This is a genomic window from Brevundimonas sp. Marseille-Q4549, from assembly GCF_976940555.1.
The window spans coordinates 579,992-604,996 of the sequence record NZ_CDRHXG010000001.1 but is presented as its reverse complement, the minus strand read 5'-3'; the positions used below and the strand labels follow the sequence as shown (position 1 = coordinate 604,996).

The 25,005-nt window shown below is 67.8% G+C and carries 18 protein-coding genes and 1 pseudogene; 10 read left to right on the top strand and 9 right to left on the bottom strand.

All coding sequences use genetic code 11. From position 1 onward, the window contains the following. Positions 1-45: 45 nt before the first annotated feature. The 6 genes and pseudogenes from ACWPV3_RS03080 (at position 46) to ACWPV3_RS03055 (ending at position 8,610) form a co-directional block, all read left to right on the top strand. Positions 46-2,031, top strand: a complete 1,986-nt coding sequence (locus tag ACWPV3_RS03080; protein WP_292088477.1) for a potassium transporter Kup — start codon at positions 46-48, stop codon at positions 2,029-2,031. Further along, the gene (locus ACWPV3_RS03075) at positions 2,028-3,398 is read left to right on the top strand and encodes an RsmB/NOP family class I SAM-dependent RNA methyltransferase (RefSeq protein ID WP_453976798.1); all 1,371 of its coding nucleotides are present in this window, start codon (positions 2,028-2,030) and stop codon (positions 3,396-3,398) included. Before ACWPV3_RS03080 ends, ACWPV3_RS03075 begins: the two co-directional genes overlap by 4 nt. Before the next feature lie 47 nt (positions 3,399-3,445). Further along, a complete protein-coding gene (gene rpe / locus ACWPV3_RS03070; protein WP_453976796.1) occupies positions 3,446-4,111 on the top strand; it encodes a ribulose-phosphate 3-epimerase in 666 nt (221 codons plus the stop codon). 326 nt (positions 4,112-4,437) lie between these two features. Continuing rightward, a pseudogene (locus ACWPV3_RS03065) lies at positions 4,438-5,877 on the top strand (heparinase II/III family protein); the annotation flags it as partial. Positions 5,878-5,958: 81 nt separating this feature from the next. Then, positions 5,959-7,563: a bifunctional phosphoribosylaminoimidazolecarboxamide formyltransferase/IMP cyclohydrolase gene (gene purH / locus ACWPV3_RS03060; protein ID WP_453978494.1), complete on the top strand. Its 1,605-nt coding sequence runs from the start codon at positions 5,959-5,961 to the stop codon at positions 7,561-7,563. Between the two features lie 147 nt (positions 7,564-7,710). Next, positions 7,711-8,610, top strand: coding sequence for a dienelactone hydrolase family protein (locus ACWPV3_RS03055; protein ID WP_453976794.1), 900 nt, complete (start codon positions 7,711-7,713; stop codon positions 8,608-8,610). Position 8,611: 1 nt separating this feature from the next. Here ACWPV3_RS03055 and grpE read toward each other — a convergent pair whose 3' ends face one another. Next, positions 8,612-9,247 (bottom strand): nucleotide exchange factor GrpE, encoded by a 636-nt coding sequence (gene grpE, locus ACWPV3_RS03050; protein ID WP_292088470.1) that lies wholly within the window; start codon positions 9,245-9,247, stop codon positions 8,612-8,614. Next, a complete protein-coding gene (gene hrcA, locus ACWPV3_RS03045; protein WP_292088500.1) occupies positions 9,244-10,305 on the bottom strand; it encodes a heat-inducible transcriptional repressor HrcA in 1,062 nt (353 codons plus the stop codon). Before hrcA ends, grpE begins: the two co-directional genes overlap by 4 nt. Positions 10,306-10,421: 116 nt before the next feature. Here hrcA and rph point away from each other — a divergent pair, with 116 nt between their 5' ends. From rph to ACWPV3_RS03030, 3 genes are all read left to right on the top strand, one after another. Next, positions 10,422-11,147, top strand: coding sequence for a ribonuclease PH (gene rph, locus ACWPV3_RS03040; protein WP_453976793.1), 726 nt, complete (start codon positions 10,422-10,424; stop codon positions 11,145-11,147). 28 nt (positions 11,148-11,175) lie between these two features. Beyond that, positions 11,176-11,697, top strand: coding sequence for a hypothetical protein (locus ACWPV3_RS03035; RefSeq protein WP_453976792.1), 522 nt, complete (start codon positions 11,176-11,178; stop codon positions 11,695-11,697). Positions 11,698-11,777: 80 nt separating this feature from the next. Beyond that, positions 11,778-14,858, top strand: a complete 3,081-nt coding sequence (locus ACWPV3_RS03030) for a DUF3857 domain-containing protein (RefSeq protein WP_453976791.1) — start codon at positions 11,778-11,780, stop codon at positions 14,856-14,858. A 63-nt stretch (positions 14,859-14,921) separates the two neighbouring features. On the opposite strand, the gene glmM is transcribed toward ACWPV3_RS03030, so the two are convergent. Continuing rightward, the gene (gene glmM, locus ACWPV3_RS03025; RefSeq protein WP_453976790.1) at positions 14,922-16,271 is read right to left on the bottom strand and encodes a phosphoglucosamine mutase; all 1,350 of its coding nucleotides are present in this window, start codon (positions 16,269-16,271) and stop codon (positions 14,922-14,924) included. Positions 16,272-16,427: 156 nt separating this feature from the next. Here glmM and glmS point away from each other — a divergent pair, with 156 nt between their 5' ends. Continuing rightward, positions 16,428-18,242 (top strand): glutamine--fructose-6-phosphate transaminase (isomerizing), encoded by a 1,815-nt coding sequence (gene glmS / locus ACWPV3_RS03020; RefSeq protein ID WP_453976789.1) that lies wholly within the window; start codon positions 16,428-16,430, stop codon positions 18,240-18,242. Here glmS and ACWPV3_RS03015 read toward each other — a convergent pair. From ACWPV3_RS03015 to ACWPV3_RS02990, 6 genes are all read right to left on the bottom strand, one after another. Next, a complete protein-coding gene (locus ACWPV3_RS03015; RefSeq protein ID WP_453976788.1) occupies positions 18,229-18,873 on the bottom strand; it encodes a Crp/Fnr family transcriptional regulator in 645 nt (214 codons plus the stop codon). The genes glmS and ACWPV3_RS03015 overlap by 14 nt on opposite strands. 52 nt (positions 18,874-18,925) lie before the next feature. Then, positions 18,926-19,669: a Crp/Fnr family transcriptional regulator gene (locus ACWPV3_RS03010; protein WP_453976787.1), complete on the bottom strand. Its 744-nt coding sequence runs from the start codon at positions 19,667-19,669 to the stop codon at positions 18,926-18,928. Beyond that, complete coding sequence (locus ACWPV3_RS03005) at positions 19,666-19,929, bottom strand: DUF6894 family protein (RefSeq protein ID WP_292088459.1); 264 nt, start codon at positions 19,927-19,929, stop codon at positions 19,666-19,668. Before ACWPV3_RS03005 ends, ACWPV3_RS03010 begins: the two co-directional genes overlap by 4 nt. A gap of 72 nt (positions 19,930-20,001) precedes the next feature. Beyond that, entirely contained in the window at positions 20,002-21,501 is a 1,500-nt protein-coding gene (locus ACWPV3_RS03000; protein ID WP_453976786.1) for a phosphomannomutase/phosphoglucomutase, read from the bottom strand. A gap of 60 nt (positions 21,502-21,561) precedes the next feature. Further along, entirely contained in the window at positions 21,562-22,647 is a 1,086-nt protein-coding gene (locus ACWPV3_RS02995; RefSeq protein WP_453976785.1) for a glycosyltransferase family 4 protein, read from the bottom strand. A 91-nt stretch (positions 22,648-22,738) separates the two neighbouring features. Then, on the bottom strand, positions 22,739-24,958 hold the full coding sequence (locus tag ACWPV3_RS02990) for an AGE family epimerase/isomerase (RefSeq protein WP_453976784.1): 2,220 nt from the start codon (positions 24,956-24,958) through the stop codon (positions 22,739-22,741). Positions 24,959-25,005: the final 47 nt, after the last annotated feature.

The following is a 25,005-nucleotide window of genomic DNA, read 5'->3' as shown; positions in this document are numbered from 1 at the left end:
GCTTTGAAGGGACCGGCGAGGCCGCCGGCGACCCGGAGGATACGCATGGCCGGGGATACTCCCCACGACGCGAGCGCTCCCTCGCCCGCGTCGCATACGCCGGACGCCGCCACCCCTGTTGCGGGACCCCGGTCCCACGCCCCCGGCGATCCCCACGCTCACGGCCCCAAGGGCCACGGCTTGTGGGCGCTGACCCTGGGCGCCATCGGCGTGGTCTTCGGCGACATCGGCACCAGCCCGCTCTACGCCCTGCGAGAGGCGATCGGTCACGCCCAGCGCGGCGTGGGCGGCGACCTGGCCGTCGTCGGCGTGGTCTCCCTGGCCTTTTGGGCGCTGATGGTCGTGGTGACGTTCAAATACGTCTTCTTCCTGATGCGCGCCGACAACAAGGGCGAGGGCGGCACCCTGTCGCTGATGGCCCTGGCCCAGTTCGCGGTCGGGCGGCGCAGCGCGTGGATCTTCATTCTGGGCGTCTGCGGGGCGGCCCTGTTCTATGGCGACGGCGTCATCACGCCTGCCATTTCGGTGCTGTCGGCGGTCGAGGGGCTTCAGGACGCGCCGGGCCTGTCGGGCAAGCTGGACCCCTTCATCGTGCCGATCGCCGCCGGCGTTCTGGTCGCCCTGTTCATGGCCCAGTCGCGCGGCACGGCCAGTCTGGCCAAATATTTCGGGCCGATCATGGCCATCTGGTTCCTGAGCCTTGGCGCGCTGGGCCTTCTGCACATCGGCGACGATCCGTCGATCCTGCGCGCCCTGTCGCCCTGGTACGGCGTCAGCCTGCTGCTGCACGACGGTTTTCTGGGCTTCGTCATCCTGGGCAGCGTCTTCCTGGCGGTGACGGGGGCCGAGGCGCTTTATGCCGACATGGGCCATTTCGGAAAGGCGCCGATCCGCGCGGGCTGGCTGTATTTCGCCCTGCCGTGCCTGACTTTGAACTATCTGGGGCAGGGCGCCTTCATTCTGGAGAACCCCACCGCGGCCAGCAATCCGTTCTGGAACATGGTGCCGGGCTTCGCCTACTGGCCCATGCTGATCCTGGCGACCGTGGCGACCGTGGTGGCTTCGCAGGCCGTGATCACCGGCGCCTTCTCGGTGACGCAACAGGCGGTGCAACTGGGCCTTCTGCCGCGCATCGACATCCGCAACACCTCAGAGACCCAGGCCGGTCAGATCTATGTTCCGGCGGTCAACAGCTTCCTGATGATCGGGGTCCTGACCCTGCTGGTGGTGTTCCGCAGTTCGCACAATCTGACCGCCGCTTACGGTGTGGCGGTGACGGGGACCATGCTGGTCAATACGCTGATGGCCTATTCGGTGATCCGCAAGGGCTGGAAATGGCCCATGTGGGCGGTTGCCGGCACGCTTATTCCCTTCGCCTTCATCGACAGCGTCTTCCTGACGTCCAATCTGCTCAAGATTCCTGACGGGGCGTGGATGCCGCTGGTGCTGGGCGCCATCCTGGTGGTCATCATGTGGACCTGGGTGCGCGGCACCCAGATCCTGACCAGCAAGACGCGCAAGGACAGCCTGCCGCTGAACGACCTGATCGAGATGCTGCACGCCCGCCCGCCGCACCGTGCGCCGGGCACGGCCATCTTCCTGACGTCGGACCCGGACGTGGCGCCGGTCGCCCTGATGCACAATCTCAAGCACAACAAGGTGCTGCACGAGAAGAACGTCATCCTGACGGTGCGCACCTCGGAACGGCCGCGCGTCAAGGACGCCGACCGGGTGAAGATGGAGCCGATCAACGACGACTTCAAAAGGCTGACCGTCACCTACGGCTTCATGGAGACGCCGAACGTGCCGCGCGCCCTGGGCCTGTGCCGCAAGCAGGGGCTGAAGTTCGACATCATGTCGACCAGCTTCTTCCTGGGTCGGCGTTCGCTGATCCCATCGGCGCGCCAGGGCATGCCGCTGTGGCAGGACAAGCTGTTCATCTTCCTGATGCGCAACGCCGCCAATCCCACCGACTTCTTCCACATCCCGCCCGGCCGCGTGGTCGAGCTGGGCGCGCAGGTGGCCGTATGAGGCCCGGCCAGAGTTCCGAGGCGCGGGGCCGCCGGATGGCGACCAAGGGTCGGCCGCGCCCGGCCTCGACCGAGGCCCCGCCCGTTCAGGACGACATCGGGGTCGAGGCCCGCGTGGTCGCCGGCATCCTGCTCAACGCCGCGCTGGAGAAGCGCAACGGCCTGGACGAGGCCCTGTCCCAGCCGCCCGCCCGCGCCCTGGCGCCGGTGGACCGCGCCTTCGCCCGCGCCGTGGCCATGGCCGCCCTGCGCCGTCTGGGCGAGATCGACCAGATTCTGGACCGCCGCCTGCAGAAGTCGCCGCCCGAGGCGGTGCGCACCCTGATGCGCATCGCCCTGGCCCAGACCCTGGTGCTGGAGACCCCCGCCTTCGCCGCCGTCTCGACGGCGGTGAAGCTGGCCGAGCGTGATCCCAAGACCCGGCCCTACAAGAACCTGGTCAACGCCGTGCTGCGCGGCGTCGGCCGCGACGGACCGGGGCTGACGACCGCGGAATCGAATCTGCCGGACTGGATCGCCGCCCGCTGGAAGGCGGCCTATGGCGAAGCGACTCTCGTCGGACTGGCGTTGGCGGCCCGCGAGGAGCCGGCGACAGACCTCAGCCTCAAGCCCGGCGTCGATCCCGCCGCGATCGCCGAAGCCGTGGACGGCGAGGTGCTGGCGGGCGGCACGGTGCGGACCGGGCGTCGCGGCGACGTGGCGGCCTGGCCGACCTTCGAGGCCGGCGACTGGTGGGTGCAGGACGCCGCCGCCGCCGTGCCGGGCCGCCTGCTGGGCGTGAAGTCCGGCGAGACGGTTCTGGACATGTGCGCCGCGCCGGGCGGCAAGACCCTGCAACTGGCCGCCGCCGGTGGCCAGGTGGTCGCGCTGGACCGCTCGGCCCCGCGTCTGAAGCGTCTGACCCAGAATCTGGAGCGCACGGGCCTGGCTGCCGAGGTCGTCGCCGTCCCGGCCGAGGACTGGGACGACCCCCGCACCTTCGACGCCGTGCTGCTGGACGCGCCCTGCACCGCCACCGGCACCTTCCGCCGCAACCCGGAAGTCCTGCGCGCCACCCGGCCCGCCGATGTGGCCAAGCTGGCCGATGTGCAGCACCGCCTGCTGGACGCCGCCGCCGAACGGGTCGGGCCGGGCGGGCGTCTGGTCTATTGCACCTGCTCGCTGGAGCGCGAGGAGGGCGAGACCCAGATCATCGCCTTCCTGCGCCGGAACCCGGCCTTTCGCACCGTTCCCGCCGACCCGGCCGCCGTCGGCGCGCCGCCCGAGGCCCTGACGCCCGAAGGCTGGCTGCGCATCCTTCCCTCGATGTGGGCCGAACACGGTGGTCTGGACGGCTTCTTCGCCGCACGGCTGGAACGGGTTTCCTGAACGGGCGCGCCTTGCTCCCGCCCGCAAGCCGTCCTATCCCCAAGGCCATGGCCGTCTCTCCCCTGATCTGCCCGTCCATCCTCGCCAGCGACTTCGCGCGGCTGGGCGAAGAGGTGCGTGCGCTGGACGCGGCGGGCGCCGACTGGATCCATGTCGATGTGATGGACGGCCATTTCGTGCCGAACATCACCATCGGCCCGGATGTCGTGAAGGCGATCCGGCCGCACACGGCCCTGCCGTTCGACGTTCATCTGATGGTCGCGCCGGTCGATCCGTGGCTGGAGGCCTTCCGCGACGCCGGCGCCGACATCCTGAGCGTCCATCCCGAAAGCGGGCCGCACGTGCATCGCACCCTGGGCCGTATCCGACAATTGGGCGCCAAGGCGGGTCTGGTGTTCAATCCCGGCACGCCTCTGTCGGTGCTGGAAGAGGTGGTCGATCTGGTCGATCTGGTGCTGATCATGTCGGTCAATCCCGGCTTCGGCGGGCAGAAGTTCATCGACGCCTCCCTGCGCAAGATCACCGCCGCCCGAGCCATCCTGGATCGTGCCGGATCGGCGGCCCATCTGCAGGTGGACGGCGGCGTGACCTCGGCCAATTCGGCGGCCTGCGTCGCGGCGGGGGCGGACGCCCTGGTCGCCGGCTCCTTCGTGTTCAAGGGCGACTACGCCGCCAATATCGCGGCCCTGAAGGCCGGTCCGGGCGCCGCGTGAGCCCGATCGGTCCCTTTGCGCCGCGCGGGTCGGACGCCGCGCCCGATATCGCGCCGGGTCAGATTCCGGGCCTGCCCGGCGCCCCGGTCCGCACGCCCGTGCGTTCAGGCGAAGCGGCGGTCGGCCCCGGCCTGTGGCCCGCCATCCTGGGCCGGCTGGCGACGCGGCAGCTGTGGATCGAGCTTTACGGCCTGCCGGGCTACGGATTGACCCTGGGCGGAGGCAAGGTCACGGCCTTCGCCTCGACGCCGCGCGATTTCCGGCCCCACGATCCGGCGCCGGGCAAGGGGTTTCTGGTCGGTCGGTTCATTCTGGCCGGCGCATCGATGGAGGTGGAACCCCCGGCCGATCCGTGGAACCGCCCCAGCCCGACGCGGCCCTTCGCGGTCGAACTGCACGCCTTCAACTGGCTGCCGGCCCTGATGGCCCAGGGGGATCGCGGCGCGCGCGAGGCCCTGCGCCTGACCCTGGGCTGGGTGGACGCCTTCGCGCGCTGGTCGCCCTTCGCCTGGGGACCGGACATCCTGCCCCGCCGGGTGATCAACCTGGCCTGCGCGGCGCGGCGCATGGGCGCGGTGGCGACCGAGGCCGAGCGGCTGAAGCTGGCCGACAGTCTGGCGCGCCAGACCCGGCAACTGCTGCGCCCGCCCGGCGGCCTGGCCACCAAGGCCGAGCGGCTGACCGCCGCGGCCATCGGCGGCTGCGTCCTGGCCGGATCTCCGGGTCAGGGCCTGCGTCGGCGCGCCCTGGCCGCCCTGCCGGCCGCCCTGAAGACCACCGTCCTGCCCGACGGCGGCCACGCCTCGCGCAGTCCGCAAGCGGGGCTGGAGCGGCTGCTGGATCTGCTGACCCTGGACGACGCCCTGTCGCAGCTTTCGGAACCGACACCCGATCCGGTGTCGGAGGCCATCGCCCGGCTGACGCGGGGTCTTCGCCTGCTGACCCTGCCGGACGGCCGTCTGGCCAGTTTCCAGGGCGGAGGGCCGTCCAGCGCCGCCCGCGTCGCCGCCGCCCGCGCCCATGACGAGGCCGTCGAAGACGCCGCGCCGACGGGCGTCGTAGCCGGTCTGTCCCGCGTCGCCGGGGCCTTGCTGACGGTGGTGGCCGATATCGCCGGCCCGGCCCATGGCGCCTGGGGGGCGACCGCCTGCGCCCAGCCGCTGGCGCTGGAGGTGCTGTGCGGCAAGGACCGGCTGTTCACCGGATCGGGCTGGACGCCGGCGGCGACCGACCGCCAGGCTCTGCGGCTTACGCCCGCCCATTCGACCCTGACCCTGGGCGAACGATCATTGAACGAGCCGCTGGGCGGCTGGAAGGGCGAGCTTCTGGGTCCGCGTCTGGTCGGACCGCCCATCCATGTGACCCACGATCAGCGCGCCGGCGACGGGGCCGTCTGGCTGGAGATGGAGCACGACGGCTGGACCGAAGCCTTCGGCCTGACCCATCAGCGCCGCCTCTATCTGGATCAGCGACTGGACGAACTGCGGGCCGAGGAACGGCTGTTCCCCACGCCCGGCCGTCGGGAGGTCGTGCGTCCGATCGCTTCTCCCTACGCCATCCGTTTCCAGCTGGAGCCGGGCGTGCAGGCGTCCCTGGCGCGTGACAAGCGATCCATCCTGCTGCGCGGCGGCTCGGGGCGGGGCTGGTGGTTCCGCACCGACGGCCCCGATCTGGCGGTGGAGCCCAGCGTCCATATCGACGCCGGCCTGACGCGGCGCAGTCTTCAGATCGTGGTGCGCGGCTCGGCCCGCACCGACGCCGAGACCAAGGTCCGCTGGAAGCTCAGCCCGGCCGGCGCCAGCGGCGAGGCGGCTGAAAGAGACAGGCCCTGCGGGCCCCCCCCCCCCATGCCCGCCGCTCCCGACTTTCCGCCCGCCCCCGATCAGGTGAAGCCGCAGCGCGCCCTGATCTCCCTTTCCGACAAGGCAGGGCTGGAAGAGGCGGCGCGCGCCCTGCACGATCTGGGCGTCGAACTGGTCTCGACCGGCGGCACCAAGGCGGCCATCGAAACGCTGGGCCTGCCGGTCAAGGACGTGGCGGACCTGACCGGCTTTCCCGAGATGATGGACGGCCGGGTCAAGACCCTGCATCCGGTGGTGCACGGCGGCCTGCTGGGCGTGCGCAACGCCCCGACCCATGCCGAGGCCATGGATCAACACGGCATCGGCCCCATCGATATCGTCTGGATCGACCTCTATCCGTTCGAGAAGACGGTGGAGCAGGGCGGCGGGTTCGAGGCGGCCATCGAGAACATCGACATCGGCGGCCCGGCCATGATCCGCTCGGGGTCCAAGAACCACGGCCATGTCGCCGTCGCCGTGGACGGCGAGAGCATCGGCCTGATCGTCGAGGCGTTGAAGGCCGACGGCGCCACGGACCTGGCGCTGAGAAAGCGTCTGGCCGCCCGCGCCTTCGCCCGCACCGCCGCCTATGACGCCGCCGTCTCGACCTGGTTCGCCGCCCAGCTGGAGGACGCCGCCCCGGCCCGCAAGTCTATCGCCGGAACCCTGGCCCAGACCCTGCGCTATGGCGAGAACCCGCATCAGACGGGCGCCTTCTACCGCACCGGCGAACGCCGCCCGGGCGTCGCCTACGCCACCCAGGTCCAGGGCAAGGAGCTGGGCTACAACAACATCGCCGACGCCGACGCCGCCTATGAACTGGTCGCCGAGTTCGAGGCTCCGGCCTGCGTCATCGTCAAACACGCCAATCCTTGCGGCGTGGCCGTGGGCAAGGACCTGTCCGAAGCCTACGCCCGCGCCTTGGAATGCGACGCCGTCTCGGCCTTCGGCGGGGTGATCGCGGTCAACCGCCCGCTGAACGGCGACGACGCCCGCGCCATCACCGGCATCTTCACCGAGGTCGTCATCGCGCCCGGCGCCGACGATGAGGCCAAGGCCGTCTTCGCCGCCAAGAAGAACCTGCGCCTGTTGATCACCGACGGCCTGCCTGACCCGCACGGTCCGGGCGAGGTGTTCCGCTCGGTCGCCGGGGGCTTTCTGGTCCAATCCCGTGATCGGTCGTTGATCAAGCCGTCGGACCTGAAGATCGTGACCCGTCGCCAGCCGACGCCGACCGAGATTCAGGACATGCTGTTCGCCTTCACCGTGGCCAAACACGTCAAGTCCAACGCCATCGTTTACGCCAAGGACGGCCAGACGGCCGGCATCGGCGCCGGCCAGATGAACCGACGCGACAGCGCCCGCATCGCCGCCATCCGCGCCAAGGAGGCGGGGGACGCCAAGGGTCTGGCCCATTCGCTGGCGGAAGGTTCGGCCTGCGCGTCCGAAGCCTTCTTCCCCTTCGCCGACGGCCTGCTGGAAGCGGTCGCGGCCGGGGCCACGGCGGTGATCCAGCCCGGCGGCTCCATTCGGGACGACGAGGTCATCGCCGCCGCCGACGAGAAGGGGATCGCCATGGCCTTCACCGGCGTGCGGGTCTTCCGGCATTAATTCTGGAAAGAGAGGCGCTAACGCTCCCGACGCGGTCGCCCGCTGCTTGAGCGCCGCTCTTTCCGCTTGCGACGCGCCTTAACGTTACTGGACGTTGGAACATGGCCGTGATGCTCTGACCGCTTTCCCGTGTTGGAGCGTCCGCCCATGACCATTCTGATCCGTCCCGAAGGCCAGACCGCCGACGATCTGAAGCTCAGCCGCAGGGCGGTCGGCGCCTTGGGCGGCCTGCTGTTCTCGGGCTACGCCGTCGCGGCCCTGGCGAAGGAGGCCAAGCCGATCACCACGGATTCGGCGGGCCTGGTCACGGCCGAGGTCCGCTATCCCGCGCCCGACGGTTTCGACCTGCCGGCCTATGTGGCCCGCCCCGCCGGCGACGGCCCCTTCCCGGTCGTGATCGTGGTGTCCGAAATCTTCGGCGTCCATGATTATATCAAGGACGTCTGCCGCCGCCTGGCCAAGGCCGGCTACGCCGCCGTGGCGCCCGCCTTCTTCGTGCGGGTGGAGGACCCCGCGCCCCTGTCGGACATGGGCCGGATCATGCAGATCGTCGGCGCCGCCGACTACGAACAGGTGATGGGCGACATCGCCGCGACCCTGGACTGGACCAGCCAGCAACTGTGGGCGAGGGACGACAAGGTCGGGATCACCGGCTTCTGTTGGGGCGGCAAGGTGGTGTGGCAGGCGGCCGCCCGCTTCGCAGTCTTGGGCGCGGGCGTGGCCTGGTACGGCCGCCTGGCGCCCGCGCCCGACGCCACGCCGGTGCAGATCGCCTCGGGCCAGCCCTGGCCGGTCGATCTGGCCGACGACCTGAAGGCGCCGGTTCTGGGCCTCTACGGCGGCCAGGACCAGGGCATCCCCGTGGCCAGCGTCGAGCGGATGCGCCAGGCCCTGACCCGCGCGGGCCAGACCCACAGCGAGATCGTCGTCTATCCCGACGCCCCGCACGGCTTCCACGCCGACTATCGCGCCAGCTACGTCGAGCCCGACGCCCAAGACGGATGGCGGCGAATGCTGGCGATCTTTGACCGGACTCTGAAGGCCTGATTCAGGCCTTGCCGTCGAAGGTCTGGCCGTCGGAGGCAGGATGGGCGTCGTAGGGGTTGGCGGCCTTGGCGCCCGATCCCTTGGCGGCGACCACCACCATGGCGGGGCGAATGGTGCGACCGAACAGTTCGAAGCCGGACTGCATGGTCTGGATCACCGCCCCGCCCGGCACGGTGTCGGAGGGTTGCTCCATCATGGCCTGATGCAGGTGGGGGTTGAAGGCCTCGCCCGCTTCGGGCTTCACCAGCTTCAGACCATTGGTGTCGAACGCCTGGAGCAGGGCCTTTTGCGTCATTTCCAGACCCGTCACCAGGCCGGCGGTGGCGCCCTCGGCGTCCTTAGGCGCGGCCATCAGGGCGCGTTCGAGATTGTCGGCCACACCCAACAGGTCCTTGGCGAACCGCTGGATGGCGAAGGCGCGCGCGTCGTTCTGCTGCGTTTCGGCGCGGCGCTTGAGATTCTCCATCTCGGCGGCGACGCGCAGGGCGCGGTCCTTCCACTCGTCGCGCTCGGCGATTACGGCGTCCAGCGGCGCCAGACCGTCGGCCGGATGGGCGTTCAGCCCGTGTTCGGCGTCGGTCTCGGCCGCATCGGCGGCCGGGGTTTCGGAAGTGTCGTTCAGGGGTCTGTCGCTCACGTTTCTTTCCCGTCCAGCATTCGGCCCAGCACCCGGGCGGTATAGTCCACCAACGGAATGACACGGGCGTAGTTCAGTCTTGCGGGTCCTATCACGCCGATGGCGCCCAGAACCCGCTGTCGGCCGCTCATATAGGGCGCCGCGATCACGGCGGAACCCGAAAGTGAAAACAACCGTGTTTCGGCGCCGATGAAGATACGCACGCCCTGGGCGGAATCGACCCCGTCGAGGAGGCCGATCAACTGCTCCTTCTGCTCCAGATCGTCGAACAGGACGCGCACCCGCTCCAGGTCGGCCAGGCCCTCGCCGTCCTGCAGCAGATTGGCGCGGCCCCGCACGATCAAGGCGCGTTCGCGTTCGACGCCGCCGGACCAGGCGGCCAATCCATCCTCGACCAGGCGGGCGGCGGTCTGATCCAGTTCGCGCCGGGCGACCTCCAGCTCCTGGGCCATTTCGCGCCGCGCCTCGGCCAGGGGGCGGCCCCGCAGCCGGACGTTCAGGAAGTTGGACGCCTCCTGCAGGGTCGAAGGGGTGACGCCCGCCGACAGGCTCATGATCCGATTCTCGACCGTGCCGTCGTCGGCGACCAGGACGGCCAGGGCCTGATCCCCGCCCAGGGCCACGAACTCCACATGTTTGACACCGGCGTCGCGTACGGGGCTGGAGACGACGCCCGCGCCGCCGGCCAGGCCGGACAGCAGGTTGGACGCCTCGTCCAGCGCCGCCTCGAAATTGCGACCGCGCCCCGCTAGGCGCCCATCGATCTCGCGTCGCTCCTCCTGGGTCAGATCGCCGATCTCCAGCAGGCCGTCGACGAACAGGCGAAGGCCCGCATGGGTCGGAATGCGCCCGGCCGAGGTATGGGGCGCGACCAGAAGGCCGGCCAGGGTCAAATCCTGCATGGTGTTGCGGATGGAGGCGGGCGACAGGGCCACCCCGCCCAGCGACAGGGTGCGCGACCCGACCGGCTCGCCGGTCTCCAGATAGCTTTCGACGATGCGGCGGAAGATGTCGCGGGCGCGCGCGTCCAACCCCGCCAACCCGGTCAGGGGCGACAGGCCGTCGAACGGCGGCGGTTTGGGGGCATACAGGCTCACGCTTTCAGGATAAGCAGCGGCGCTGCCGCTTCCAAGGCCCTCTACACTTCGGGTCCGGCCGCCAAGGGATCATGCTCATGCGCCATTCGCAACGCACCGACGACCAGATGCGCCTCGTGACCATCGAGACGGGGGTCAACCGCTACGCCGAGGGCTCGTGCCTGATCGGCTTCGGGAACACCAAGGTCCTGGTGACGGCCTCGGTCGAGGAGAGCATTCCCGGCTGGATGCGCGGCAAGGGCCAGGGCTGGGTCACGGCCGAATACGGCATGCTGCCGCGTGCGACCCATACCCGCGGCCGGCGCGAGGCCGCCGTCGGCAAACAGACGGGCCGCACCCAGGAGATCCAGCGGCTGATCGGCCGGTCCCTGCGCGCCGTGGTGGACCTGAAGGCGCTGGGCGAACGTCAGGTGGTGCTGGACTGCGACGTGATCCAGGCCGACGGCGGCACCCGCACCGCCGCCATCACGGGCGCCTGGGTCGCCATGGCCTCGGCCCTGACCTATCTGCGCGACGAAGGGGTGCTGAAGGCCGACCCCATCCTGGACCAGGTGGCGGCGGTCTCGTGCGGCGTCTGCGACGGCGTTCCGGTGCTGGACCTGGATTACGAGGAGGATTCGCAGGCCGAGGCGGATTCCAACTTCGTCCTGACCGGCGCGGGCCAGATCGTCGAGATCCAGGCGACGGGCGAGAAGCGGGGCTTCACCCGGGCCGAGTTCGACCGGCTGTTCGCCCTGGCCGAGGTCGGTTGCGGCGAGTTGTTCGCCCTGCAGAAGGCGGCCCTGGCGGCGGTGAAGCGATAGGGGGTTTCGTCTGCGCCTCGGGGCGGGCATGGTCGCCGCCTCGATCCTGACCGGAGGCCAGCCCGTGCGTCGCATCTCCTCGATCCCGGCCGTGTGGCTTCCTTTGGCCGCTTGCGTCCTGTTGGCGGCGGGCTGTCAAAGGTCCGGCCCGGCCGATCCGGGCGCCTCTGGCCCAGGCGCCGCGCCGTCCGACGTGATCGACGCCGTGCCCCTGCCGCCTGAGGAGACGCCGGCCCCGGCGCCTCCTTCCGCGACGCCCGCGCCCGAAAAGGCCAAGCCTGCCGAAACGCCGGCCGAGGAGCCGCAGGCCACCCTTCCGGAAGGCCCGGACATGGCGCCGGTTCGCGTGCCGGTCAGCGAGGTCGCCTGCCGTGACGCCATCGGCGCCAGCGCCGCCGCCCGCCTGGTCGAACGCTGCGTCCAGGTCAGCCCCGCCACCCATCCGCCCTGCAACGCCGCCAATCCGTGCGATCTGATAAAGGGCGAGATCGACCGATCCTGCAAACTGTGGGCCCGCGACGGAAACCCGCCCGCCGCCTGCAAATCCTGAAGCCTTGACCGCGTCTCTATGCTTTCGCGTCGGCGATCTGCTACGCAGATAACAGCGGATTCCGTCGGGGAGGGATAGCCTTGAAAAGAGGGTTGGTGCTGGTCGTCTGGGCCTTGCTGGTCGGCACATCGGCGATCGCCGGCGAAACGATTCAGCGCGGCCCCGCGCCGGATTGGCTTCCCGAGGTCGCGCCGCACCGCTCCAACAGGCCCGACAGTCAAACGCAGCCCCTTCGGTACGAAGTCGTCGAAAGCCATGCGAGGGCCTTTGGGGACCATACGGAAACCTATGTCCACATGCGACTCAAGGTGCTGTCGCCCCTGGGGCTGCAACAGGCGTCGCGGCTGAGCCTGGAGTGGAATCCGGCCTTCCAAACGCCCACTGTCCATCACGCCCGCATTGTCCGCGCGGGCGAAACCACCGACATTCTGGAGAAGACCGACTTCACCATCCTTCGCCGGGAGGCGGGTCTGGAGAAGTCGCAGCAGATCACAGGAATTCTGACCGGCCTCCTGATCAACCCGGACATCCGCGTGGGCGACACGATCGACTTCGCCTATTCGCTGCGCACCCAGTTTGACGTCTTCGGCAATCCCCTGGAAGCGATCGGCTATTCGCGCTCTGCATTGCCGGTCGACCTTGGCGTAACGACTCTGAGCTGGCCGTCCTCCATGGCGGTGCAAACCCGCGTCGGTCGCCATGCCGAGCTTCCGCCGATCCTCCAGAAGGACGATTTCAAGGTCCTGACCTATCGCATGACGGATACGAACGGAGACGCGTACCCGATCAACATCGCACCTCGATCGCTTCCGGACTACGGCTGGCAGGTCAGCAGCATACCGCAATGGGGCGCCATCGCCGACCATGTGCGCCCGGCCTTCGATCAGGCAGAGCGCCTGCCGGACGCGCCAGATCTCGCCGCAAGCCTGGAACGTATCAAGTCCGAGAACCCCACTCCCGAAGCACGCGCCCTGGCGGCCCTGAGGCTGGTTCAGGACGAGGTGCGCTACATGGCCTTGACGCTTGGCGAAGGGGGCTGGCTGCCGACCTCGGCTCAGGACGTCTGGACCAGCCGTCAGGGCGACTGCAAGGGCAAGACCGTTCTTTTGGTGGCGCTGCTGCGAGCGCTCGACATCGACGCGGTTCCAGTGCTGGTCTCCTCAAACAATCTGCCGCTCGACCAATATCTGCCAATGGTCAGCGTGTTCGATCATGTGATCGTCAAGGCGCGGATCGGTCAGCAGACCTATCTGATGGACGGGTCCCGGATCGGGGATCGAAGCCTGACGCCGGATGCGCCGTTGGTTCACGAATACATCCTGCCCATCACCGAGCGCGCGCGTCTGGAGCGCGTTCCGCTCAGCCTTCCCTCGCGTCCCATGGGCGCCATGACGGTCGAGATCGACCTGTCGGAGGGCGTTTACAGCCCCGCACGGGTCACGATCACCGATATCGATCGGGGTGACAGCGCCACCGAAATGCAGGCCGTCGCGGCGCAGGCGCCGACGACCGAACTGACGCGGCTCTACGATGAGCGATGGAAGACGCTGCTGAAGAGCAGCGGCGAGGTCTCCGACGTAAGAAGCCAATGGGAATACCGCGAGGATACACATGAGTTCGTCGCCAGCGCGACGGCGCGCATGGTCTTCGACTGGAGCGGCGGGCCGATCAACATCCCCTTGGCTCACGTCACATGGCAGGGTTTCGACCTGAACGCCGATGAGCGATTCAAGGACGCGGATTACGCGAAAGACTTCCCCGGCTTCAGCTCCTTCCGCACCGTCGTCATCCTCCCCGAAGGCCGGGACGACATCGAGTTCTCGGTAGAGCCCTACGAGGTCGAGGCGGGCGCCACCCGCTATTTCCGCACCGTTCAGCGGAACGGAAACCGGCTGGTGACCGATCGGGGGTCCATCACCCTTCGACCCTATGCGACGGCGACGGAGGTCAGGGCCGAACAGTCGAACATGGACCGGTTCAAGGACCTGAAGGCCACCATGCGGGTGAGGCCGGGCTATGTGATGACGGCCACGGACCGTCAAACCCTGGAGACCCCGCCCGAAGGCGATCCGGAGGCCGCGCTTCGTCGCGGTTACGCGCTCAACGATCAGGGCGATCATCTGGCGGCTATCGCCCAGTTTGACGCTGCGATCGCTGGCTTTCCGGCGCCCAACGCCAATGCGCTCGCCAACCGCGCCCTGGCCTATCTGGCCCTGAACACGCTTGAAAAGGCGCGCGCCGATATCGCCGCAGCGGAGGCCGTCAATCCCAATGAGGTGATCCTTCTTCACGCCAAGGGCCGGTTGGCGGAAATCGAGAACGACGATCTGGAGGCTGTGCTGGCGTTCACGGGGGCGCTGCGATCCTGGCCGGAGGACATTCACGCTCTTTATCGTCGGGCTGCCGCCTATGAGCGCATGGGTCAGTCGGCCCGTGCGCTCGCCGACCTGGAACGGGTCGCCGCGCTTCAGCCGCAAGACCAAACAGCCCAGATGGCGCTGGTGGTGCAGCTCATGCGCATGGGGCGGACGCAAGCGGCCTATGACCAGGCGAAGGTCTTGGCGCAATCGCTCGGACATGCCGAAGCGCAGGTGGGGATATTCATCGCCATGACGCAGTCTCTAGCCTCGGGCTTGAAGGCGTCGGATCCGGCCAAGGCGGAGACTGTGCTCACCAACGCCCTGTCGGTCGAGACCGACTTCCCGGCTCTGTTGATCGATCGGGCGGCTGTCCGCGACAGGCTCGGCGACACGCGCGGCGCTGGCGAAGACAGGGCGCGCTTTACGGCGCTGACCACCATCGATCTCGACGACGTTGCACAAGCCTGCGTGTCGGACCGACTTCTGCGGATCAGTCGGGACGTCGCCTTGGACATGTGCGACAAGGCGATCCAGCAGAAGAGCGACGATGTCGAGCTCCACATGCGGCGCGGGTCTTTGCTTCGGTTCCTCAATCGCAAGACCGAAGCCGTCACGGCCTATCGCACGGCGGCGGATCTCGATCCGTCCAATCAGAAGGCGAAATACGGTCTCGGCCGGATGCTTAAGGAGATCGGACAGACCGACGAAGGCGAGGCGCTCATGGCGGCGGCCTTGGCCGCCGACGCAACGGCGGGCGAGACTGCCGACGAGGGTATGATCGCTGTCCGTGTCGCCGGTTGAAGCGAAAACGGCGCGCTGAATGGACCAGTCCAGACTGCGACGGACTGCGATCGAGCTCGGACTTCAGCCCGCCGTGCGCACGGCGCCGGCCACCTCGGCCACAACGCGTTTGACCAGGGCCTCGTCGTCGCCTTCGGCCATGACGCGGATCAGCTTTTCGGTGCCTGAAGGACGGACCAGCAGCCGGCCTTGACCGTTCAGGGCGGCCTCGGCCTCGGCGATGGCGGCCTTGACCTTGTCGGTCTCCAGCGGCTTTTCGGCGGTGAAGCGGACGTTTTCCAGCCGTTGCGGCACGGGGTCGAACTGGCGGGCCAGGACGCTCATCGGCTGGCCGGATTCGACCAGGACGGCCAGAACCTGAAGCGCCGCCATCAGACCGTCGCCCGTGGTGGCGTGGTCGTGCAGGATGATGTGACCGGACTGTTCGCCGCCGATGTTGAAGCCGCCCTCGCGCATCCGCTCCATGACGTAGCGGTCGCCGACCTTGGTCCGCTCCAGCGTCAGGCCCTCGGCCTTCAGGCGGCGCTCCAGCCCCAGATTGGACATGACGGTGGCGACGATCCCGCCGCCGGTCAGCAGGCCGCGCCGCGCCCAGTCCAGCCCGACCAGGGCCATGATCTGGTCGCCGTCCACCACCTGACCCTTTTCGTCGCAGACGATCAGGCGGTCGGCGTCGCCGTCCAGAGCGATGCCGATGTCGGCGCGATAGCGTTTGACCGCCTCGGCCAGGGTCTCGGGATGGGTCGAGCCGCAGTCGGCGTTGATGTTGGTCCCGTTCGGCTCGACACCCACGGGGAAGACCTCGGCCCCCAGTTCATAGAGGGTGGTGGGGGCGACCTTGTAGCCGGCGCCGTTGGCGCAATCGACGGCGATGCGCAGGCCCTGCAGCGTCAGCCGCTTGGGGAAGGCCTGTTTGGCGATCTCGATATAGCGGGCCTGGGCGTCGTCGATGCGCTTGACCCGGCCCAGGCGGTTGGACGCCGCCAGCCCCTGCCCCAGGCCGTCGTCCATCATGGCCTCGATCTTCAGCTCGATCTCGTCCGACAGCTTGTAGCCGTCCGGGCCGAACAGCTTGATCCCGTTGTCGGCGTAGTCGTTGTGCGAGGCCGAGATCATGACCCCCAGATCGGCGCGCATGGAACGGGTCAGCATGGCCACGCCCGGCGTCGGCACCGGGCCGAAGGTGCGCACGTCCATGCCCACCGAGGCGAAGCCGGCGACCAGGGCCGGTTCGATCATATAGCCGGACAGGCGGGTGTCCTTGCCGATCACCACCAGATGGCGGCGGTCGTCGCCCGTGTTGAACAGGCGGCCGGCGGCCAGGCCGACCCGCAGGGCCACCTCGGCCGTCATCGGATAGCTGTTGGCGCGCCCGCGGATGCCGTCGGTGCCGAAATATTTTCTGTCGCCCAAGGATCGGTCCTTCGTTTCGGGTAACGTTCCGAAACCCCATTTTTGATGCGGTCCGCCTTAAGATTGCATAGACGGCCGGTGGGGCTTGATTGCGTGGCTTAGTCCCAGTTCGCCGCCAGTGCAAAAGCGGCCCTGTTTTCTTTCGGAGCTTGCGGCATGTGCGGCATCATCGGCGTCACCGGCAACGGACCCGTCGTTCCCCGGCTGATCGACAGCCTGAAGCGGCTGGAGTACCGCGGCTATGATTCCGCAGGCGTGGCCGTGATGGTCGACGGCAAGGTCGAGCGCCGACGCGCCAAAGGCAAGATTCGCAACCTGGAAGCCGTTCTGGCCGAGGATCCGCTGAACGGCGTCGTAGGCATCGGCCATACGCGCTGGGCCACCCATGGCGCGCCGACGACCGCCAACGCCCATCCGCACAAGGCCGGCCGCGTGACGCTGGTGCACAACGGCATCATCGAGAATTTCGCCGAGCTGAAGGCCGAGCTGGCCGCCGAGGGCCATGTCTTCGAAAGCCAGACCGACACCGAGGTCATCGCCCACCTTCTGGACGCCGAGCTGAAGACGGGCAGGAAACCGCTGGAGGCGTTCAAGGCGACCCTGGATCGGTTGACCGGCGCCTACGCCCTGGCGGTGCTGATCGACGGCGAGGCCGACCTGATCCTGGGCGCGCGGCGCGGCAGCCCTCTGGTCGTCGGCTGGGGCGAGGACGAGATGTATCTGGGCTCGGACGCCCTGGCGGTCGGCCCCTTCACCCAGAAAATTTCCTATCTGGAAGAGGGCGACTATGTCGCCGTGACCAAGGCCGGCTTGCAGATGTTCGACGTGACGGGCAAGCCGGCGGACCGTGCAGTCGTCCAGGTCGCGGCCTCCTCGGCCCTGGTCGAGAAGGGCGAGTATCGCCACTTCATGGAAAAGGAAATCCATGAACAGCCCGACAGCGTCCAGCACACCCTGTCCGAATATCTCGATCTGGTGACGGGAACGGCGAAGACGAACGCGATCGATTTCGCCGCCATCGACCGCATTCAGATCGTCGCTTGCGGCACCGCCTTCTACGCCGGTCAGATCGGCCGCTATGCTTTCGAGAAGCTGGCGGGCTTGCCCTGCGACGTGGAGATCGCGTCGGAGTTCCGGTATCGCTCGCCCGCCGTGTCGCCGCGCACCCTGGCGGTCGCCGTCAGCCAGTCCGGCGAAACGGCCGACACCCTGGCCAGCCTGACCTGGTGCAAGGCGCAAGGCTTGCAGACAGCCGCCGTGGTCAATGTCCATTCCTCCTCCATGGCGCGAGAGGCCGATGTGCTGTGGCCGACCCATGCGGGACCCGAGATCGGCGTCGCCTCGACTAAGGCCTTCACCGCCCAGGTCGCCGCCCTCCTGGCCCTGGCCGTGGCGGCCGGCGTGGCGCGCGGCCGGATCGACGCCGCCCAAGAGGCCGAACTGGTCAAGGCGCTGTTCGAAAGCCCGCGCCTGATCGCCGAGGCCCTGACCATGGGCGACAGCATCCGCGCCGTGGTTCAGGACCTGTCAAAGGCCGACGACGTCCTGTTCCTGGGACGCGGCGCCATGTTCCCTCTGGCCATGGAGGGGGCGCTGAAGCTGAAGGAGATCAGCTATATCCACGCCGAGGGCTATGCCGCCGGCGAGCTGAAGCACGGTCCGATCGCCCTGATCGACGAGGCGACGCCGACCATCGCTCTGGCGCCGCTGGACGACGTGTTCGAGAAAACGGCGTCGAACCTGCAAGAGGTCGCCGCGCGGGGCGGGCCGGTCATCATGATCGCGCCGGTCAACGCCCCCGACCCGCACGGCGCCGGCATCAGCCGCATCGACGCCCCGGACTGCCACCCCCTGATCGCGCCCCTGGTCTATGCCGTGCCGGTGCAACTGCTGGCCTATTACACCGCTGTCCAGAAGGGCACCGACGTCGACCAGCCCCGCAACCTGGCTAAGTCCGTCACGGTGGAGTGACGGGCGGATCGCTCATTCCGCGCAGGATGTCGGGATCGACGATTTCCAGGGCGCCGCGGCGCAGGCGGATGGCGCCCATGTCGTCGAGGGCGGCGCAGGCGCCCGAGATGCTGGCCCGGCGCACCTGCATCAGATCGGCTAAATCGCTCTGACGCAGGGCCAGGACGTCGCCGCCGCCCAGGTCGTGCACGTTCAGGATCAGGGCGGCCAGACGCTGCTCGACTTTCAGACCCGCGTGACGCCTTAGTTCGGCTTCCAGGGCCGCGTTCCTGCGTCGAAGGTCGGCCAGGGCGGCGTCGATCAGAGTCGCGCCGTCGATCCTGTCGACCAGACGCTGGGCCGACACGGTCAGAAACCGGCCCGGCGTCAACCATATGGCGGTCTCGGCCGGCCCCCGGCGCAACACGGCGTCGAAATTGATCAGTTCCTCCGGCCCCGCCAACCCCTGCGACAGGGTGGGATGGCGCCCCAGGCGGGCCGCCACGCCGCCCAGGATGAAGGTGATCAGCGGCTCGCCCTCGGCTTCGGCCAGCGTATGGGCGCCGGGCAGGGCGGGGCGGGCGTCGCCCTCGTCCAGACCCTGGACGGCCAGGATGGACAGAAGCGAGGGGACCAGATGGGACGTCGGCATCCGCCGTCTAGATCGCGAAGCGCCACCGTGCGCGATAACATGGGTTAAGCGGTCAGACCGGCTCGCTCTGCAGGCGCAGATAGGTGGGGTCGAACTCGGCGATCTCGGCCAGGCGGCGCCAGTCCAGGATGTCGATCCGGCCGCCCGACCACTGGACCACGCCCTCGGCCCGCAGTTCGGAGATCAGCCGGCTGACATGGACGGCGGACAAGCCCAGGGCATCGCCCAGAACGTTCTGGGTCAGGGGCAGGTCGAAACTCAGATCGCCCGTCTGTCCCACCGCCTGCAGGCGCAGGTAGAGTTCACATACCAGATGGGCCAGATGGCCCAGGCCGCTGCGCCGACCCATGGCCACCAGCCATTGTCGGTGGATGGCGGCGTCGATGATGGTGTCCAGCCACAACAGACGCCCCAGGTGCGGATGGCGCTCGGTGATGTCGATCAGGCGGATGTGCGGGGCATTGGCTGTCACGCAGTCCGTCAGGGCCACGACCCCGTGATCCATCTGCTTCATCAGCAGGCTGTGCAGATCGATGAAATCCCCCGATACATTGATCTCCGTGATCTGGCGCGAACCGTCTTCCAATGTGGAATAGCGGGCCGAGAAGCCCGAGATCAGAAGCGTGCTGGCCGAGGGCCGGGTGTGCTCGCGTACGATGTCTGCTCCGGCGGGGACGGAGCGCGGCGGTTCCAGCGCCTTATCCAGGGCGGCGACCTCCTCGTCCGACAGCCGGTCCCGCAGGCTCAGCTTGTCCACCAGAGTCTGTACGCGGGGGGTTGCGCGGGTCTCGGTCATCGCGGCGTCTCCGACACGCTCCAGTCCTCGGGCGGGCTGTCGGACGCGGCGGCGGTGATGCTGACCACCGTTCGTCCCGCGTCGTCGGTCACGACGACGCTGAATCGGCGCGTCGCCCAGAAGGCCGCGCCCCGATAACGCAGAATTTCGCCAAGGACCGCAACCGCCTCCTCGCGCGCCGCCTCGACCCCGTGCAACTCCTCGCCCTGATCGTCCCGGACGACGTCCCCGTTCTGGGTATGGAAAAAGTAGCGAGGCAATCCATCCTCCGACCGTCTGCGGGAAAGAAGCGGTCTGGATGCGGATTGGTTCAGTCGAATGGACCTTAAGTCTCAGATTTCCTGATTGAAGGCGCCGATTTCGGGATAGGCGGCCAGGCGCGGCTTGATCTCCTTGCGGAACAGGTCGCGCATGTCGTCTTCGCTGCGCATGCTTTCGACCACCACGACCAGTTCAGGCTTGTTGGACGAGGCGCGGACCAGAACCCATGAGCCGTCGTCCAGATGCACGCGCACGCCGTTGACGGTGATGGCCTCGATGATCTTGCGGCCCAGGATTTCGCCCCCGGCTGCGGCCAGATCGGAGTATTCCTTCACGATCCGGTCCAGCACGCCGTACTTCAGTTCGTCATCGCAATGCGGCGACATGGTCAGGCTGGTCCAGGCGTCTGGCAGGGCGGACTTCAGTTCCGAGAGCTTCTTGCCCGGATTGCGGTCCAGCATGGCCAGAACGGCGCCCGCCGCGACCAGGCCGTCGTCGTAGCCATGGCCCAGATCGCCGGCCATGAAGAAGTGGCCCGACTTCTCGAACCCGGCCCGGGCGCCCAGTTCGGCGGTCTTGCGCTTGATGTAGGAATGGCCCGTCTTCCAATAGACAACCTCGGCGCCGTTGGCCTTCAGCACCTCGTCGGTCTTGTACAGGCCCGTCGACTTCACATCGACGACGAAGGTCGAGCCGGGGTGGACCCTGGACAGGTCGCGGGCCAGCATCAGGCCGATCTTGTCGGCGAAGATCTCCTCGCCCGTGTCGTCCACCACGCCGCAGCGGTCGCCGTCGCCGTCGAAGCCCAGGGCCAGGTCGGCGCCCGTCTCCTTCACCCGCTGGGCCATCTGCACCAGCATGGCGTGGTCTTCGGGGTTCGGGTTGTATTTGGGGAAATTGTAGTCGAGGTCGGTGTCCATCTCGATCACCTCGACGCCCATGCGGCGCAGAGCTTCGGGCGCGAAGGCGCCGGCCGTGCCGTTGCCGCAGGCGCACACCACCTTCAGCGGACGTTTCACCTGAACCTTGGCCGCCACATCGGCGATATAGATCTCGCGGAAGTCGTCGATGCGCACCAGCCTGCCGCCGTCGCGGGCCACGCCCTGACCGCCCAGCACGATCTCCTTCAGGCGGTCCATTTCGTCGGGGCCGAAGGTCAGGGGCTTGTTCGCCCCCATCTTCACCCCGGTCCAGCCGTTCTCGTTATGGCTGGCGGTGACCATGGCGACGCAGGGGGCGTCCAGTTCGAACTGGCCGAAATAGGCCATGGGCGACAGGGCCAGACCGATGTCCAGAACCTCCATCCCCCCTTCCAGCAGGCCGATGATCAGGGCCTGTTTGACGCTGAGGCTATAGCCGCGAAAATCATGACCGACGACGATGCGCGGCCGGACGCCGATTTCGTGCACATAGGTCGCCAGACCGAGGCCCAGCGCCTGAATGCCGAGGAGATTGATTTCTTTCTCCAGAATCCAGCGCGCATCGTACTCGCGGAACCCCGTCGGTTTGACCAGCGCCTGGGTTTCATAGGCGGCCGTGTTCGGGGTCAGATCCTGGCGAGGTTTCAGCATTGGATGTCCTTCGGGAAGTGGTCTTGCGCCAATGTGCAGCGAGAATTCCGGGACGCGGTTTCAGGCCGCGGCGCGCTTGCGGATGCGGGCGATCCGGCGCAGGCGACGCCAGAAGCGGCCCCTCTCCGGTTCGGGATAGGGCTGCAGGTTCTCGACGAACTGCTCGGCCGAGGCGCGCCAGCTGAACTTCTCAGCATAGGCGCGCACCGCCTTCCGATCCAGATCGAGGCAGGCCAGGCAGGCGGTCCGCAAGTCCTTGTCGATGGCCCCGGCGCCCGAGCCGGGGATGATGTCGATCGGGCCGTGGGCCGGATAGGCGGCGACCGGCGTACCCGTGGCCATGGCCTCCAGGATCACCAGGCCGAAGGTGTCGGTCCAGCTGGGGAAGACGAACACATCGGCGTCGCGGAAGCAGCGGGCCAGGTCGTCGCCGAACTTGGCGCCCAGGAACTTGGCCTCGGGATATTTCTCCTGAAGCTCCGCGCGCGCCGGACCGTCGCCGACGACGATCTTGGTGCCGGGCAGGTCCAGTTGGAGGAAGGATTCGATATTCTTCTCGACCGCCACCCGGCCGACGTTCAGGAAGAAGGGCCTGGGCCAGTCCTTGCCGCCCAGTTCATCGTAGATCGGCTTCAGGTCCGGGTTGAACACTGCGGTATCGACGCCGCGCGACCATGGCGAGACGTTCTTGAATCCGTGCTCGACCAGTTCGTCGCGCAGGGTGGGTGTCGCCACCATCAGCCGGCCCGACGGCTTGTGGAACCATTTCATATAGGCGTAGCCGACCTGGACCGGGATCGGGAACCGTGCCGAGACGTACTCGGGGAATTTGGTGTGGTAGCTGGTGGTGAAAGGCAATTTCCATTCGACGCAGATGCGGCGCGTGGCGATGCCGATGGGGCCTTCGGTGGCGATATGCACGGCCTCAGGCTCGAAGGCGCGCAGCATCTCGCGGATCTCCTCCTCGGCGCCCAGGGCCAGCCGGATTTCCGGATAGGTGGGGCAGGGGATGGTCTTGAACAGGCTGGGTTCGATGACCTCGACCTCGTGCCCCATGGCCCGGCATTCCGCAACCGTGCGGGTCAGGGTGCGGACGACGCCGTTGACCTGAGGTTCCCAGGCGTCGGTGGCCAGAACGATGCGCATTGAGGCGGGCGGACCCTGAGCCGTTGAGTAAGGGCGAAACTTCTAGCCGGTTCGAATGACGATGGCGAGACGGTCCTTGCTCGACGCTGCGTCACGCCAGTTGCAGGGATCGATCGTCGCGCCCGTATAGGAAGTTCAGCGTGTCTCGTACCTGAACGTAAGCGGCCATGATGTGATAGAGCGAACTCGCAGGCGCTGGTTCGTCGATGAACTCGCCGGTCTCCAGCATCTTGTCCCGCCACAGGCCTTGAGGCGTCAGATAACGCCACAATGCGTGGGAAGCTTGGGACGCTTGATCCAGGCACTGGTCCCGTTGACCATCTTCGCTCATCGTCGCCAGAATGCACGCCGCCTTGAGCCATTCGGTCTGGGGCCACAGTCGGGCCCGTGCGCTCTGTATGCCGCCGGTGATGGTCAGGGCGTCCATTGCGACGCCGCGTTTGCGGTCCACACCCTTCAAGCCCGCCGCGTACAGCCTCCGGGCGCTGTCGAGGGCGCCTTGGTCGTTACGGCTTCGGCCGTAGCGCGCCATCAACCAGGCCCATTCGAATTGGTGTCCTGGTTCGACCAGTCGGCCAGCTTCTCCCGGAGCGGGCGCCCAGCCGGCGTCGAAGAACTCGCGCAGTGCACCGGTGTCTGCGTCGATGAAGCGCGTTTGCGCCAGCCGTACGATCCGATCCGCGGTTTCGGTCCAGCGCGGGGCGCCGCCAGCCTCTTCCCAAGCCAGTGCGGCTTCAAGCAGATGCATGTGGGCGTTGGATTGATAGGGATGATCGCCGGACTCTCTGAGCCCGCCGGCGGCGTCCGCGCGCTGGAGCAGGTGGTTCAGCACGCCTGCGGCTTCATCTTCGAGGTCCATCCGCGCCGTTGCGCGCGCCACGCTGGCCAGGGCGAAGAGGAAAAAGGCCTGATCATAGACCATGGCCGTTTCATCCTGAGGGCGGCCGTCGGCGTCGAGCAGAGTCCTCATCTGCCCATCCGGCCGAAGATAGGCGGCGCGCAGCCGTTCTAGCCCCTTGTCGATGACGGCGCGCCAAGGTCCGGCCCAGCCTTGTCGTCCGGCGTCCGCATAAACCTGCAACTGGCGCGCCTGGACCCGGGCGCGGCGCGACGATCGGATATGGCGACCATCCAGGGTCAACAATTCCTCGAAGCCGCCATCGGCGCCCTGGCCCAGCGTCGCCCAGGTCGGCAGGGCCGATTGCCGCATCCAGGTGGTGAAGCGGACCGCCCCATCCTGCAGCGATTCAGCCGGCGGAGGCGCGGAGAAGTCCAGATGCTGTGGCGATAGGGTCCGCAGACGCTCAACTACCTTCTTAACATCCTGGCTCTTTTTCAGAGCGGTGACGAGTACGGCGTCACGCTCCACCACGATGCCGACGTCCTGCAGGCCGATCGCTGCGACCATAACCCCGTCGCAGGCGCGGATCAGGCAACCTTCGGAGTCTTCGAGGACGTGCAGGCCCACGCCGCCTTCACCCGAGGCATGGACGGCATCCCAAGCGCCCAGGTCGGACCAGGCGAAACGGACCGGCAGGACCGAGGCGTGCGTGGTCTTCTCCATGACCGCATAGTCGATCGAGATCTTGGGCGCGGACAAGAAGCTCGCGCCCAGGGTGAGGCAAGGGCCTTCGGTCTTGGCCTCGTCCAGGCCTGCCTTCACAGCTTCGGCCACGGCGGACGCGTGTTCCGCCACTTCCGTCGCCAGGACATCTGCGCGAACGATGAAATTGCCGCTGTTCCAGAGATAGCCTTCATTTATGTACCGCTGTGCGGTCGTTGCGTCCGGCTTTTCCACAAAGGCGGCGACTGGCGACAAGCCGTCGCCAGAGGGCGCAATATATCCATAAGCCGACGAGGGTGCGGTCGGCACGACGCCAAGCGTCACGATGCGCCCTTCGGCCGCTGCGACAGCCGCTTCCTTGACCGCTGTCCTGAAGGCCTGGTCATCAGGAATATGATGGTCTGATGCGACGAACAGTGTAACCGCGTCGGGCGTCTGGCGGGTGGTCCAGAGCGCTGCTGCGGCCATGGCGGCGGAGGAGTCTCGACCTTCAGGCTCCAGAAGAATAACAGCCGATGCGCCGATTTCGTCTAGCTGATCGAGAATCGCGCGCTTGTGCCGCACGCCGCCGACGACGACCAAGGATCCGCCGCCTTCCGCCAGAGCCGAGACGCGGGCCACAGTCTCCTGAAACAGGGAGCGGTTGCCGGCCAGAGGGATGAACTGCTTGGGAAGCGAGGGACGAGACGCGGGCCAGAGTCGCGTGCCGGAGCCGCCGCACATGATGACTGGATAGATGGGGGGCATGGGCACGTTACGTTTGTCTGAGGGATGGTCAGTACTAGCCGAGCCTG

Coding starts and splice junctions, on each gene's coding strand:
- glmS (WP_453976789.1), top strand. CDS start 16,428: ATGTGCGGCATCATCGGCGTCACCGGCAACGGACCCGTCGTTCCCCGG.
- ACWPV3_RS02990 (WP_453976784.1), bottom strand. CDS start 24,958: ATGCCCCCCATCTATCCAGTCATCATGTGCGGCGGCTCCGGCACGCGA.
- ACWPV3_RS03075 (WP_453976798.1), top strand. CDS start 2,028: ATGAGGCCCGGCCAGAGTTCCGAGGCGCGGGGCCGCCGGATGGCGACC.
- ACWPV3_RS03015 (WP_453976788.1), bottom strand. CDS start 18,873: ATGCCGACGTCCCATCTGGTCCCCTCGCTTCTGTCCATCCTGGCCGTC.
- ACWPV3_RS02995 (WP_453976785.1), bottom strand. CDS start 22,647: ATGCGCATCGTTCTGGCCACCGACGCCTGGGAACCTCAGGTCAACGGC.
- ACWPV3_RS03000 (WP_453976786.1), bottom strand. CDS start 21,501: ATGCTGAAACCTCGCCAGGATCTGACCCCGAACACGGCCGCCTATGAA.
- purH (WP_453978494.1), top strand. CDS start 5,959: ATGCCCGCCGCTCCCGACTTTCCGCCCGCCCCCGATCAGGTGAAGCCG.
- ACWPV3_RS03010 (WP_453976787.1), bottom strand. CDS start 19,669: ATGACCGAGACCCGCGCAACCCCCCGCGTACAGACTCTGGTGGACAAG.
- ACWPV3_RS03080 (WP_292088477.1), top strand. CDS start 46: ATGGCCGGGGATACTCCCCACGACGCGAGCGCTCCCTCGCCCGCGTCG.
- ACWPV3_RS03035 (WP_453976792.1), top strand. CDS start 11,176: ATGGTCGCCGCCTCGATCCTGACCGGAGGCCAGCCCGTGCGTCGCATC.
- ACWPV3_RS03055 (WP_453976794.1), top strand. CDS start 7,711: ATGACCATTCTGATCCGTCCCGAAGGCCAGACCGCCGACGATCTGAAG.
- rph (WP_453976793.1), top strand. CDS start 10,422: ATGCGCCATTCGCAACGCACCGACGACCAGATGCGCCTCGTGACCATC.
- rpe (WP_453976796.1), top strand. CDS start 3,446: ATGGCCGTCTCTCCCCTGATCTGCCCGTCCATCCTCGCCAGCGACTTC.